Raw genomic sequence first — 13,131 nt, forward strand, 5'->3', positions numbered from 1 at the left:
ATATGAAAAATAGAATGATGAAATTCAGCCCCCAATTACGCTTTGGTTTACGCACAAAAGTCATTCTAATATCAAGTTTCTTACTGTTACTTCCTTGGCTTGGGTATAAATATGTATGGGAAATGGAAAAGCTACTTCGCCAAGGCCAAGAGCAAACCTTAATTGGCACCACTCGCGCTGTTGCAACTGCATTAAATGAACGCCCGAATCTGTTTAATCTTCAAGCCAGTTTTCTTAAGTCGGTTGAAAAAGGCAAAGATCTGTATGCTTACGATTTACAAAACCCGATCAAGCTAGATGGAAAACTGTCTGATTGGCACGATTACGATAATCAAATGGTGAATTATGGTCGTGATTATGTACAATTCAGCCGCCGCCCTTATTCCACATCAAACAGTATTAACTTCAAACACATGGTAGGAAAATATCAAGGCTACCTTTACGCTGTATTCGAAGTAAATGATAAGTCGCCGATTATGCGGCGTAAAAATTCGGCACGAGTTGATCGAAGTGATCACTTAATTATTGCGATGACATCGCCAAACGGTGAATTTCAGCGTTATGTTATTTCACCTTACGAAAGTGGCTGGGTAAATGCGTTCCGTATAGCGAAACCAACCGATAATAATCAAAATTCAGCTATTAGCGATAATACCAGCATGATCGATCCTGCTTCTTTAGTGGCTGCCAGTGATATTCAAGGTTTTTGGCAAAATACAGAAAGCGGCTATAACCTTGAGCTCCGAATTCCGCTCACGATGCTCGGTAATAAACTTGGGTTTTCATTTTACGATATAAACAATAACAGGAATCGTATTATTGATACCATTATTGGCACATCTAATACATCTCATCTCAATCGATTAGGAACGGTTCTGGTTCCATCGCCTGAAATAGATAAAATTTTAAAAGGTATGGGTCATAATAGTTCCCGCATCTCAGTTATTGATCGCCACCAACGAATACTGGCTCAAACTGGTGATATTCAAGATTCAGATGGTGTTTGGTCTTCATCTGTAAAATACCGTGAAGATGATGATTCGTGGTGGTCAGTATTTGAACAGAATGTATTGCACCCCTTGTACTACAAATTTCTGATATCAGCACCTCAGCAGTTTACGGACTCTCAACAAGATGCTGCAAACCTTAAAGGTGTACATATTTCGCAAGCACTGCAAGGCAGAGGCTATTCACAATGGCGACTTTCTGAAGATAAAAAAGCCATGATATTAGCGGCAGCCTACCCCATCTGGCTTGATAATAATGTAATGGGGGCCGTTGTTGCTGAAGAATCGACGAATGGCATCCAAACATTGCGTAATCGTGCTTTAGAAAAGTTGTTTAATATAATACTAGCCATTATGGCTATTGGAACCATTACCTTATTCTTATTCGCTTCAAATATATCATCACGTATTCGGCAGTTAAGAGATGAAGCTGAGCAAGCAATAGATAGCCAAGGACGTATTCAGAAAACCATTTCTCCAGCAAAAGGCAGTGATGAGATTGCCGATCTTTCTCGAAGTTTAGCTTCTATGGTTGGGCGATTAGGGCAATATAATCATTATTTAGAGAACCTGTCTTCACGCTTATCACATGAATTACGTACCCCCGTAGCAGTAGTGCGTTCTTCAATTGAAAACCTTTCAATGCATAACCAAGATGAAGATTCACAGCGTTATATTGCACGGGCGCAAGATGGTATTCATCGTTTAAGTACCATTCTATCCAGTATGACTGAAGCTACACGTATTGAGCAGAGCCTACAGGGCGCAGAAAAAGAGGTATTCCCACTAAATGAGCTAGTAACAGGCTGTATGCACGGCTATCAAATGGCATTTCCTGAGCAACAATTTAAAGTAAAGGTGCCAGAAACAAATGTGATGATTGATGGAGCACCCGATTACCTTGCACAGCTCTTAGATAAGTTAATCGCTAATGCGGAAGATTTCAGCCACAACAAATCTGAGATTGAAGTCAGCCTTTCTAGTGAAACGATTCAAGCACAAACATACGCTTCTATAATCGTCAGTAATCATGGCCCTTTACTGCCTGATAACATGACGGATCAATTATTGAACTCAATGATCTCAATTAGAACTCAAGACAAGCAAAATAAGCCACACTTAGGATTGGGATTGTTTATTGCGAGACTCATTACTGAATATCATAATGGCACAATTATGCTTAGGAATAGAAAAGATAATAAAGGTGTGGAAGTCATTGTTACGCTGCCTTTGGATGCAAATGATAAATAAGGTATAAGAAGGTTTGAGTATATATCTTCAGCGTATTCATTTGATAATGGAGATTAGATTGATAATATAAAATAACGCCTAATACTTTAATAGGTATTGGCGTTATTTTAATACGAGAGTTTTTTAGCTCGTAAATAATGTAATAGATTCCTAAGTGCCATGTATCTATACATCAGGTAACATATTTAGTTGATAATACATATTTCATTAAGACATTACTGCAGCAGAATACAAGCCAATTGCAACTACAATAGCAGCAATAGCTAATAGAACCTCAAAAAGCATATTTGGCATAGTTTATCCAACTAGTGACCACCAAGCCCAGCTTTCGGCGCCACTCATTACCCAGCCTAGCGTCAACATTGAAAGCGTCATACCATATCCAATAACAATATATTTACTTAATGCTTTCAATTCAGTGACTATAGCGGAAGGTTGTGCATTTACAGACATATTAAAACCTCTATTAGTTAATGAGTTTAGCTTTACTCGATGCAAGGAAATAAGTGCTATTAGGCTCAACAAGTACACCATCAACATTGGATGTCGTTGTCGAATTATTCACTGTAAATGAACGAAATACACGTACTGCGGTATACACGGTAAACAAAACAAACATTAAACTAATAATTGTATTCAATATCTCTACCTCGTTATAAGTACAGGTACAATATTACGAGAAAGAGCTAAATCTAACCTGAACAACATCAGTAAAGTGACCACTTAGCGTCATGATAATAACCATACTCTCCACTAAGCACTGTTCGTATTAGATCTTATCCACCTCAAGATGTAAGATTTAACATCTTGAGGTAACGTGAATAACCTATTCCACATTATCAATTGGCAGTGCTAAAGGTGCACCTTCAAGGCTAGATTCTTTCTGAGATGTATCAATTTGAGCCATAAGTTGTAGCTCTTTTTTTTCAATGTCTTGATATTGTTTTTCACAGACACGTTTCGTTAATGGATCTTCACCAAAGGTACTCAAACAGCGTTCGATATACATATCATGCGACATTAACAATGTTTCAGCATTTACGGTGCTTACAATCGTACACATGAATATGACAATAAATAGGCTTCTCATTTTAGCTCCTACAAGTAGGTTTACACTAATTGAAGTTGATATTAGCGAACACTGCCAGCTAAAGAATGAGAATAGAAACAAAAGAAAAGAACGAAGGTTTGAGTATATAAAAAAGCACAGGAAAGTCCTGTGCTTACGAAGTCAGTTTAGGGCAGGTTAAGTTTAACTTTAAAGAGCCCAATCTCTGTTTTGAAGTACTAAACGATAACCATCAACATCCTGGAAAGTTTTACCTACACCTTCCCAATATGGGTTATTATTTTCAACAACACTAAAACCTGCATCAATCATACTTCTGCATGCTCGCTCCCATTCTCGGCTACATGCAACATAAAAAACAAGCTGATGATCATGATTAGGAGCTTGTCCAACAGTAACACCACGCTGATGAGTAAACTCTAGATGATATGCGTGCTTCGGATGCCCTAATACTACGCCGTCAAAACCGTCATGGTCATCAAACTGTTTCACCATTTCAAAACCAAGCGCTTTACTGTACATCAGCGCTATTTTTTTTAGGTTATCGGTTGGTCTTACAACACGAAGTGTTGAGTCTCTTGGTATCATTTTTATCGTCCTTTGATCTTTATTACACCACAAATAGCTATACGCAGATTGATTTCTTGGGGAAGATTCGAACATATAGCGTGGTAAATTCAATTTCAGTATTACTTACTGAACGGGCAAGTGCATTCAGTTGATTATGGCTATACTTTCACAGCTTGTCACAATACCGTCAAGTAATAACACAAGTTAACCGCCAGCTTTGTGAGCAAAGCACAAGAGATGAAAAAAGAGCCACGGGATTCATGACTCTTTGAGTATAAGGTTAGAATATACGATTTTAAAAAACAAAGCCTAATGCTGCAGTTCGCCTGAAGCCAATAACGAAAGGCTGTCTGGTGTATACTTATTAAAACTAATTAAAGACTTTTTGGGTGGATAAACGAACTTAGTTACCTTCACTATATATCTTGCAACAATATGGTCTGTCGCATCTTTTTCATCGAACCAAAATGTATCAATGTCTATCTTTTTACCAATATCCCATTTCATATCGGTTCGAACAAAAACATGCTCTTTAGGGATCCCCAGCAATTCTTTATACATAATGATGACTCCAATAATTTAAAATTAATCAAATACTGACGCTATAATTTCACACTACTTAAGTAGTAGTTGATATTTTCATCACAGTTTAAAAAACGACCAACGAGACCCCTATCACATATCTAAAAAAGCCATACGAGCCTAACAAATAATTTCTTTATTACATAATTAGATAGCCATAGATATACACGACAAGGTTATCAAAACACAAAATTAACATTTAGAATCAAAACCTTAAGCAGGTGGCAATTCATCATTGTTAGGTTGAGTACAGTAAACAAGTTCTCGATTAGTCGACTCAGTTCTTAATTCACAACGGTTCTTATTCCACATAAAACCTTGTGGGATCTGATTTGTTTTTACAGCCAAAAACGTTGGCTCTTTCAAATCATTCAATACAGCACCAAGTGACCCCGTCACCTTTCTTGCTTTGCCATTTGAATAGAACTGAGCAGAGAATGGACGTTTATTCAAATATACAAGTTGACTATCAGGTGCTTCAACTTGTTGACTCCACGTTGAAAGTAAATTTTTCTCAACTTCTTTCCCCGTTAGATTATAGCCAAGTAATAATGCTGCAATAACAATAAGTACAGGCGTGATTAAACCAATCTTATATATCTTTTCAGGTAGCTTTAATTTTCCTTGGTAACCCGCGACTAATAGTGCAAAAGCAGGTAAACCAGGCATAACATAACTCGATAGAATATTACCCGAGAAAGTAAATAAAATGAGTGGTGATAACATCCAACACCATAAGAAACCGAAATACCCATTGTCACTTACTACCCCTTCTTCTCCGGCTTTGAAGAATCGAGCTACCTGATACATCAGAATAGGTGTCCAAGGTAATGCAGAAAGTGCCCAATATAGCCAAATAGTGCCTCGAATTTCTTTATGTGCGGTGCCATATAAATCGCCTTCCCAACCACTCACAATAAACCGTTTAATGTGTTCACCAACGATAAAGTAATTGAGAAAGCCTGGGCTTTTCCATTCTGCAAGCAAGTACCATGGTAATGATAATATTAAGAAAACAGCGATTCCACCTTTCCAAGGTAAACAGGTCGGAATACGTTTCCATCTTTTATCGCCACAAATCCAAATTGTTAGGCTAATACCCACTAAAACGAGGGTTAACGGTCCTTTTGCCAGCATGCCAACTGACAGCCCAACAAAAAACATATAACCCCAAAAGCGAGATTGCTTCGTCCATGATTGCCAAAAACCAATCATAGAGAGTGTGATACCAAAGGTGAGTGCCGTATCAGTCATCACAGCACCGGAAATCACAATAAAGGTAGCTGTTGTCGCTAATATTGCCGTCGCTAGCCATGCATGTTCTTTATTGCTATTTTCCTCTCTAGAAGCAACAAACCACGTCAATGCCAGAATAAAGCATCCAACAAGTAAATGCGGTACGCGGGCTGCGAACTCATTAACACCGAAAACCTCAAATCCAGCGGCACTTAACCAAGTAAAAAGCGGCGGCTTTCCCCAAAATGGTACATTGTAATCAAACATGGGGGTAATCCAGTTCCCCGTTTCATACATTATTCTTGCCATTTCACCATAACGGGCTTCCGTTGTATCCATGAGTGGGTATAAACCAAGGCTCAAGAAACGAATCAGAATCGATGTAACAGTAAGTACAATTGCGAGTTGAGTTAAAGATTGCTTTTTCAATGAATTAAACATTATGCTTTTACTTCCTCACCCTTTGTATTTAACTGCCCTTCCATAAAAACAGACTCTCTTGAAACATTTATCGGGTGTGCGTTATCATCAATTGGTTTTATGTTAAATGCCTGTATTTCGATATTATTGGCGTGATCAGCATTCGTCGTCATATTAGCTGTAGCATTTTTGATAGTCTGATCCATCACAACAAATAATGGTCGTTGCTTCGCTTCTATAAACAAACGTCCAACATATTCGCCCATTAAACCAATCGAGAGTAGTTGTACTCCGCCTAACAGCAGAACAATCATGATCGTCGAAGGATAACCTGCAACGGGATCACCCCAGATAATCGTTTTCGTAAAGACAACCGCTGCCATAATAATTGCTGCTAGGGATGTAAATAGACCCGCCGCAGTGGCAAGGCGTAGCGGCCGAGTACTGAATGACGTAATACCTTCAAAGGCAAGATGTACCAATTTGGTGTAATTCCATTTCGTTTCACCCGCCTGACGAGCATCTCGATCAAATTGCAGCGTTGTACGTCTAAATCCAGGCCATGCAAACAAACCTTTCATGAAACGAGTTCGCTCTGGCAGTTTATTTATCTCATCAACAACACGGCGGTCAATGAGCCTAAAATCACCCACATTCTGAGGGATTGGTATATCCGACATACTGTTGATTAATTTATAAAAAGCAGCCGCGGTTACTCGCTTAAACCAGCTTTCGCCATGACGTTTATGACGTTGCATGTCTACAACATCAAAACCCTGCTTCCACTCTTTCACCATGGCAGGGATTAACTCAGGGGGATCTTGAAGATCTGCATCAATGAGGATAACAGCCTGCCCTTTTGCGGCTTGTAAACCAGCACTCATTGCCGCTTCTTTACCGAAATTACGGCTTAAACAGATAGTGACTATCTGGTGGTATTCACTAAACAAGCTATTCGCAAGCTTGACACTGCTATCACTACTGCCATCATCGACATAAATAATTTCGCAATGCTCGTTCAAGCCATCAAGCACAGCACATACCCGTTTATGGCATTCTTTAATGACTAATTCTTCGTTGTACATTGGAATAATAATGGATAGCAGGGGCGACTTCTCTTTACCTTTATTCTGCTTATCTCTGTGTTGAGATAATAAAGTAATGGTCGACATACAATACCTCTTAAATGCGTCTTTCCTGTGCGATTAAGTTCATCGTACGAGAAGTCGTGTCATAAAAAGGTCTCTGACATTTTTTTCACTCTAATATGTGTCATTATATGACCCATAAATATTTACTATTTTTATTATTAAAGCACTGGTAAGACGATGAAATTACTCCTTATTGAAGACCATAAAGACATCGCAGGTGTCATATTCGATTTTTTCGAGATTAAAGGTTATACGCTGGATTATGCCAATAATGGTTTGCATGGTTATGAGCTAGCCAGCAGTAATTATTACGACCTTATTATTCTTGATGTCATGCTGCCTCGCATGGATGGATTTACCGTCTGCCAGAAACTGCGTGAACAAGGCGTTGATACCCCGATTTTAATGCTGACGGCACGAGATACGCGAGAGGATACCTTAGAAGGTTTCGCACAAGGTGCTGATGATTACCTTGTGAAGCCGTTTGATTTAGAAATATTGGAAGCGAGAATTAAATCATTAACCCGTCGACGTATTGGCAATACAGCAACCAAAACATTAAATTTTGGTGATCTAACATTAGATTTAAATACGCATGTTGTCTCTCGTAATGACTGCCAGTTTTCTTTAAACCCCACCTTATTTACCATATTGAAACTGATGATGGTCAGAGCGCCGAACGTAGTAGCAAAAGATGAGCTCATCTCTGCACTTTGGGGGGATGATGAACCCGAAGGGAACGTGTTAAGAAGCCATATATACCAATTACGCAGTCAAATAGATAAACCATTCAAACACGCTTATATCAATACGGTGCCAAAGGTTGGCTATCAACTCATTGATAAAGGGTAAGTAACGTGTCTAAAGTTAAATCCGCAAAGCAGATCACTTTCACCTATTTTGCGATCGTGGCATTTGCCATTATCGCGACTCATTTTTCTCTGATGGAGTCAACACTTGAAGACCTTGAGTATTTAAATGCCCAGAACCGACTCAATTACTCAAAAGAAGTTGCTCAAGAGCTTTTAAGCGATAGCCATAACACCAGTGTTGCAATTCCCCCTTTTAGCTTTGCGTATGTTGGTAAAGAAGCATTACCTGCCAATATAACAATTCCTGACAACCTTCAATTCAATACCGCAGTAGAACTGAAACAGGCAGAAACACAAGACACTGAATACTTTATCATGAAGTCGCAGCTAACAATTCGCGACCAAGTGCAAACGGTCTATATTTTATACTTCGATGAGATCTATGAATTCAGTGAAGAGCAAATATTTTGGAGCCAAGCAAAACAACTTATTATTTCTATCACTCTGCTACTGGTTAGCTTTGCTGTTGTACTACGCATATCACAGCGCCTTACTAGCCCACTATCAACACTCGCTGAAGAGCTAGAAGCACGTTCTCCCCATGACTTGACCCCAATACCTGTACCCAAAGGTGTCGAAACAAAAGAACTTTTACAGTTAGTTCATAGCTTTAATCAATATCAAGCTCGGCTTCATACTTCTATTGAGCGGGAACGCTCATTCAACCGTTACGCTAGCCATGAATTACGAACACCATTAATGGTTATCAAGGGAGCAGTGTCTTTACTTGGTCAATCTAGTGAACCCGTCTTTATTGAAAAGCAACGCCAGCGCCTGCTTTCTGCCAGTAATGAAATGAATGACTTTGTGACAACATTACTATCTCTTACCCGCGATGAAGAGCTTTCTACCTTAGTATTGCGAACACTTGATAAAGCGGAAATTGAAAATATCATTCAGACTCATTCACATTTGATCGATCACAAACCAATCAATTGTGAGGTGGTGCTAAAAGAAGAAACCAAGATCAAAGTACCTGAAACTACAATAAAAATATTGATAGGTAATTTAGTGAAAAATGCGTTTGCGTGTACCGAAGAAGGCACGGTAACGATCACTGTTTCTCCAGATACCATTGAAGTTGTAGATACTGGTATAGGGCTTGATACAAAACCGAGAGGCATTGAGGGATACGGTTTAGGCCTAGTGATTGCCAACGATATCTGTCGTAAATATGGCTGGCAGCTAGATTTGACTAATAATGCAACGGGGGGATGTACAGCAACTATCACGCTACAGCCGGACGAAATACCCAGCGTTCAGCCAATAGATAGTTAGTTATCAGCCCTAGTAACACCCCTGGTACCATTGCTACAACCGACCAAACCACTTCGATATCGAGGTGGTTTATTATTAGGGTTTTCATCTCTGGGTATTTAATTAAAGATTCAATTAATAATTGATTAATATCTATCGATTGCATTAATAACCAATAACAGCCCCAGTTAGGAATAAAACCAATACAAGAAACAGCAAGAAAGCGCCCCCACTGCTGTACTGGTTTAGGATTATTGCTCGCATCAAATGTAATATGCCGATTTAACCACCAGTTAGACGTCGCTGCTACCCAAAACGCAATAGCGCGAGCGGGAATAAAGGCGATGTAGGAAGACAAAAAAAACATCGTTGCAGCATCAACAACAAAACCAATACTACCCACGCCTGCGAACCGAAATACTTTCATTTAGCTACAACCCTTTATTATCATTATGGTCTCACCAGCTGTTATCTATTCATTGTATGAATAGTGTGATGAGCAATAAATATTACATGATCTGCAGTAAAAAAAAGGTGAATAACAAGAAATCAGAATGACGGCCTAACTAGGAACAACGTGTAGTTCTAAGATAAAGAGTCCTAAAAATTAAAAAAGACTTTTTTTTCACCTTAGCATTGTATAATACCTGCAATTTCATAAATTCATTCACTTTAGTACGGATTACAATGAGTAAAATTTTCACCTTTTTAAAAGGCATGGCGATGGGTGCCGCCGATGTAGTACCAGGTGTATCGGGTGGTACAATTGCCTTCATCACAGGCATTTACGATACATTGCTAGAAAGTATTCGACGTATCAATCCCAGTCTAATTCCTATTATTAAGCAACAAGGAGTTAAGGGCGCATTCGAGCATATCAATGGTACTTTTCTAGTCCTGTTATTCTCCGGTATTTTGACCAGTATTTTTACTCTCGCACGCGTGATCACATGGATGCTTCAAACGCACCCGATTCCGCTTTGGTCGTTCTTCTTTGGCTTGATCATTGTGTCTGTCATTCATATGTTCAAACAAGTCGAACAATGGAAAATAACACGCTTTATTTCTGTGGCGGCTGGCGCTTTCTTTGCTTATGGTATTACTGTACTACACCCCTTAACAATGGAACCTACGTTACTTAACGTTGTTATTGCTGGTGCTATTGCAATCTGCGCAATGATTTTACCCGGTATTTCTGGCAGCTTTATTTTGCTGTTATTAGGAATGTATGGTCCTGTATTGGCCGCAGCGAAGTCATTCGATATTGTGACGCTGGCATTATTTGCACTAGGTTGTTTAATCGGCCTACTGTCGTTTTCACACGTTTTATCATGGGTATTACGCCATTATCGAGATATCGCGTTAACGTTCTTAACGGGGTTAATGATTGGTACGCTCAGTAAAATTTGGCCATGGAAGGAAGTGCTGACATGGCGCACAAACTCTAGTGGTGAACAGGTCCCATTATTAGAGCAAAACTTATCGCCATTCAATTTTGAGCAAGTTACAGGTCAACCCTCTTTAATCGGGTATGCAATAATTGCCACGATAGTCGGTTTCGCTGTTGTATGGGGCTTGGAGCAGTTTGCAGATAAAACAGAGTAATCTGCAATAAACTAAAGTATTACTCTCTACCTCTATGCACTACTTTTCTAGCCCTGTTAGTTCTTTGCAGGGCTTTTTTCATTCTTTTTATTTTTCGATAATTACCACACTTTCTTTCAACAACACTTTGATTACACAATGTAAGTGATACTATTCACAAACACATTACAATTAACAGTCAGAACATGTTACAGCCTCAGCCAAAATCAATATTATCGTTAACGCTAAAAACACTTGTCGCCTTTGGCATTGGATTTGGTTCTTTACAATTACTCGATGCATATACTGCAACCAGTATTCAGCCAGTGTTGCCTTCACGTATTCCCTTAGAAGAAACCTGCCAGCTCAGCCAACAAGCATGTAAACAACAAACTGCAATAATCCAAATAAGTACCGATATTGTCCACCCTTTAGAATCAACAACAATGACCGTCGACTGGCCTGACTTACCCCAAGAAACGACGCAATTGATGGTGTCATTAGAAGGTAATGAAATGATGATGGGGGTCTATAAGGTACTTTTGACTAAGCAAGTATCAGGGCAATACAGCGGCGAGCTCATGCTGCCTTTCTGCACGACAAACGCAATGACATGGCAAGGAAGCATTAAAGCCCTTTCCTCTACTAATTCGAATGACAGTATTCAGCCTCTCAATATTTCTTTAAGGATGACACAATGAAATATCAATGGATAATTTTAGCGTTAGCACTAGGTGCAGGGCTTATTACGCGTTACGTAACAGATAGCAATGATCCAACGATTACTGCCGAGCAAACATCTCCAATTAACATTTTAGAAAGTGGCGATAAGGCCATTGATTTATACGATACAGAAGATAGCCGTATACGTGTTGTTTATTTTGGTTACACACACTGCCCTGATGTATGCCCAACCTCGCTTGCAGTGCTGTCTGCAGCCTTACAAAAGGTATCTCCACAACAGCTATCTAACCTGTGGCCTATTTTCATCACGTTAGACCCAGAGCGCGATACACCCGTAAAAAGTGCAGAGTACGCGCAATATTTCCATAAAAACATAATTGGAATGACAGGCACAGATACTCAAACAAAAGCACTTGCTGAAAAATATGGGGTTTTATATATGCGTACAGAATTAAAAGATTCAGCATTAGAATACGCAGTCGATCACAGTTCGTATTTTTACTTTTTGAAGCCAGATGGCACTTTGCTTGAAAAAATACCCCATACACTTAACCCTGATATATTAGCCGAAGCAATTGACCGTTTAACAGGTGATGCCAAACAAGCATGACGCTTAATATGGCCTCTAATAAGGCCACTTTGCTTCCATGTCATTAATATAATTAAAAATAGTACGCATAAGTCCGGTTTGTCTGACAGTTTTCTAACAATCGGCTGGGATAATCTATTTTCTTGAAGTGAAATGGCCCATTAAAAAAACAGAAACATACAGAGTTATAACAAGCTCAATGTGCTTGAAGCCCAGAAGCAACAAGCGATTCAGCCGATTATTGATACCAATAAAAAGTTGATATAATTCTAATTCTGTAAGGTATTCTCACGTTTGATAGAAGTTTTTTCATTAAAAGCGTGCTTTTAATGAGCAATTTTAAGATGTTATGCCATAATGATCTTGCCGACTAAAACTTTTTCAATACTCGGTTTGTAGTGGCAAACTTATGTAGAATGTAGAAGGAATAAAAATGAATCGTTCACTAACTATCCTATCTGGTGTAATCCTGAGTGCAGCTCTTATGGGTTGTTCAAGTTCAGATGAAGTAGACCAAATGCAACAACTGACTAACAAAGTAGATATGCTTTCTGATCAAGTTAGTGCTCTTCAGAGTCAACAAGATCAAATGGCAGGCGCAGTAAATGACTCTCGAGCAGCGTCAGATGCAGCTTACCAAGAAGCTATGCGTGCAAACCAACGTATTGATAATATCGCTGGTTCGTACACTAAGTAACATGCTTTATTAAAATAAGTCGAAGTGATGGTATCTATATCATCACTTCTTCTTTTTATTTATAAAAAACAACGGTCACCGAATCCCCCATCAGCTTCTTTTCACTTATCCTATACTGTTCAATTAACCACTGTAACGGCTTATACCCCAGTGTAAAGCCTC

General features: G+C 39.0%; 15 protein-coding genes. 7 read left to right on the forward strand and 8 right to left on the reverse strand.

Annotated features, from left to right (window positions below):
* The first annotated feature begins 14 nt into the window (after window positions 1-14).
* Window positions 15-2,258 (forward strand): proteobacterial dedicated sortase system histidine kinase, encoded by a 2,244-nt coding sequence (gene pdsS / locus C9J48_RS11645; protein ID WP_258191560.1) that lies wholly within the window; start codon window positions 15-17, stop codon window positions 2,256-2,258.
* 297 nt (window positions 2,259-2,555) lie between these two features.
* Here pdsS and C9J48_RS27900 read toward each other — a convergent pair whose 3' ends face one another.
* From C9J48_RS27900 to C9J48_RS11670, 7 genes are all read right to left on the reverse strand, one after another.
* A complete protein-coding gene (locus tag C9J48_RS27900) occupies window positions 2,556-2,711 on the reverse strand; it encodes a hypothetical protein (protein ID WP_006229603.1) in 156 nt (51 codons plus the stop codon).
* 13 nt (window positions 2,712-2,724) lie between these two features.
* Window positions 2,725-2,898, reverse strand: coding sequence for a hypothetical protein (locus C9J48_RS27905; protein ID WP_165481762.1), 174 nt, complete (start codon window positions 2,896-2,898; stop codon window positions 2,725-2,727).
* 186 nt (window positions 2,899-3,084) lie between these two features.
* The gene (locus C9J48_RS11650) at window positions 3,085-3,348 is read right to left on the reverse strand and encodes a hypothetical protein (RefSeq protein WP_006229602.1); all 264 of its coding nucleotides are present in this window, start codon (window positions 3,346-3,348) and stop codon (window positions 3,085-3,087) included.
* Window positions 3,349-3,516: 168 nt separating this feature from the next.
* Entirely contained in the window at window positions 3,517-3,915 is a 399-nt protein-coding gene (locus C9J48_RS11655) for a VOC family protein (protein WP_006229601.1), read from the reverse strand.
* A gap of 291 nt (window positions 3,916-4,206) precedes the next feature.
* Complete coding sequence (locus tag C9J48_RS11660) at window positions 4,207-4,458, reverse strand: hypothetical protein (protein ID WP_006229600.1); 252 nt, start codon at window positions 4,456-4,458, stop codon at window positions 4,207-4,209.
* Window positions 4,459-4,692: 234 nt separating this feature from the next.
* Complete coding sequence (locus C9J48_RS11665; RefSeq protein ID WP_006229599.1) at window positions 4,693-6,156, reverse strand: ArnT family glycosyltransferase; 1,464 nt, start codon at window positions 6,154-6,156, stop codon at window positions 4,693-4,695.
* Window positions 6,156-7,307, reverse strand: coding sequence for a glycosyltransferase family 2 protein (locus C9J48_RS11670; protein WP_006229598.1), 1,152 nt, complete (start codon window positions 7,305-7,307; stop codon window positions 6,156-6,158). The genes C9J48_RS11665 and C9J48_RS11670 overlap by 1 nt, the downstream gene beginning before the upstream one ends.
* A gap of 156 nt (window positions 7,308-7,463) precedes the next feature.
* Here C9J48_RS11670 and C9J48_RS11675 point away from each other — a divergent pair, with 156 nt between their 5' ends.
* Together C9J48_RS11675 and C9J48_RS11680 are read left to right on the forward strand one after the other, a co-directional pair.
* Entirely contained in the window at window positions 7,464-8,138 is a 675-nt protein-coding gene (locus tag C9J48_RS11675; protein WP_107281128.1) for a response regulator transcription factor, read from the forward strand.
* A 5-nt stretch (window positions 8,139-8,143) separates the two neighbouring features.
* Window positions 8,144-9,436, forward strand: coding sequence for a sensor histidine kinase (locus C9J48_RS11680; RefSeq protein ID WP_006229596.1), 1,293 nt, complete (start codon window positions 8,144-8,146; stop codon window positions 9,434-9,436).
* Here the strand turns inward: C9J48_RS11680 and C9J48_RS11685 are convergent.
* Entirely contained in the window at window positions 9,387-9,842 is a 456-nt protein-coding gene (locus C9J48_RS11685) for a GtrA family protein (protein ID WP_006229595.1), read from the reverse strand. The two genes, C9J48_RS11680 and C9J48_RS11685, sit on opposite strands and share 50 nt — an antisense overlap.
* Before the next feature lie 260 nt (window positions 9,843-10,102).
* Between C9J48_RS11685 and C9J48_RS11690 the strand changes: the two genes are divergently transcribed.
* The 4 genes from C9J48_RS11690 to C9J48_RS11705 all read left to right on the forward strand — a co-directional run bounded on the left by C9J48_RS11690 (window position 10,103) and on the right by C9J48_RS11705 (window position 12,969).
* Window positions 10,103-11,020, forward strand: a complete 918-nt coding sequence (locus tag C9J48_RS11690) for a polyprenyl-phosphate transporter (RefSeq protein ID WP_107281129.1) — start codon at window positions 10,103-10,105, stop codon at window positions 11,018-11,020.
* 185 nt (window positions 11,021-11,205) lie between these two features.
* A complete protein-coding gene (locus tag C9J48_RS11695) occupies window positions 11,206-11,700 on the forward strand; it encodes a hypothetical protein (RefSeq protein WP_006229592.1) in 495 nt (164 codons plus the stop codon).
* The gene (locus C9J48_RS11700) at window positions 11,697-12,293 is read left to right on the forward strand and encodes an SCO family protein (protein ID WP_006229591.1); all 597 of its coding nucleotides are present in this window, start codon (window positions 11,697-11,699) and stop codon (window positions 12,291-12,293) included. Before C9J48_RS11695 ends, C9J48_RS11700 begins: the two co-directional genes overlap by 4 nt.
* A gap of 412 nt (window positions 12,294-12,705) precedes the next feature.
* Window positions 12,706-12,969, forward strand: coding sequence for an Lpp/OprI family alanine-zipper lipoprotein (locus C9J48_RS11705; RefSeq protein WP_006229590.1), 264 nt, complete (start codon window positions 12,706-12,708; stop codon window positions 12,967-12,969).
* Window positions 12,970-13,131 lie beyond the last annotated feature (162 nt).

Source organism: Photobacterium profundum (genome assembly GCF_003026285.1).
GTDB lineage: Bacteria > Pseudomonadota > Gammaproteobacteria > Enterobacterales > Vibrionaceae > Photobacterium > Photobacterium profundum.

Excerpts from the sequence above, each read along its gene's own strand:
- C9J48_RS27900 (WP_006229603.1), bottom strand. The coding sequence starts at position 2,711 with ATGTCTGTAAATGCACAACCTTCCGCTATAGTCACTGAATTGAAAGCA.
- C9J48_RS11705 (WP_006229590.1), top strand. The coding sequence starts at position 12,706 with ATGAATCGTTCACTAACTATCCTATCTGGTGTAATCCTGAGTGCAGCT.
- C9J48_RS11690 (WP_107281129.1), top strand. The coding sequence starts at position 10,103 with ATGAGTAAAATTTTCACCTTTTTAAAAGGCATGGCGATGGGTGCCGCC.
- C9J48_RS11675 (WP_107281128.1), top strand. The coding sequence starts at position 7,464 with ATGAAATTACTCCTTATTGAAGACCATAAAGACATCGCAGGTGTCATA.
- C9J48_RS11670 (WP_006229598.1), bottom strand. The coding sequence starts at position 7,307 with ATGTCGACCATTACTTTATTATCTCAACACAGAGATAAGCAGAATAAA.
- C9J48_RS11695 (WP_006229592.1), top strand. The coding sequence starts at position 11,206 with ATGTTACAGCCTCAGCCAAAATCAATATTATCGTTAACGCTAAAAACA.
- C9J48_RS11655 (WP_006229601.1), bottom strand. The coding sequence starts at position 3,915 with ATGATACCAAGAGACTCAACACTTCGTGTTGTAAGACCAACCGATAAC.
- C9J48_RS11650 (WP_006229602.1), bottom strand. The coding sequence starts at position 3,348 with ATGAGAAGCCTATTTATTGTCATATTCATGTGTACGATTGTAAGCACC.
- C9J48_RS11700 (WP_006229591.1), top strand. The coding sequence starts at position 11,697 with ATGAAATATCAATGGATAATTTTAGCGTTAGCACTAGGTGCAGGGCTT.
- C9J48_RS11665 (WP_006229599.1), bottom strand. The coding sequence starts at position 6,156 with ATGTTTAATTCATTGAAAAAGCAATCTTTAACTCAACTCGCAATTGTA.
- C9J48_RS11685 (WP_006229595.1), bottom strand. The coding sequence starts at position 9,842 with ATGAAAGTATTTCGGTTCGCAGGCGTGGGTAGTATTGGTTTTGTTGTT.
- pdsS (WP_258191560.1), top strand. The coding sequence starts at position 15 with ATGATGAAATTCAGCCCCCAATTACGCTTTGGTTTACGCACAAAAGTC.
- C9J48_RS11660 (WP_006229600.1), bottom strand. The coding sequence starts at position 4,458 with ATGTATAAAGAATTGCTGGGGATCCCTAAAGAGCATGTTTTTGTTCGA.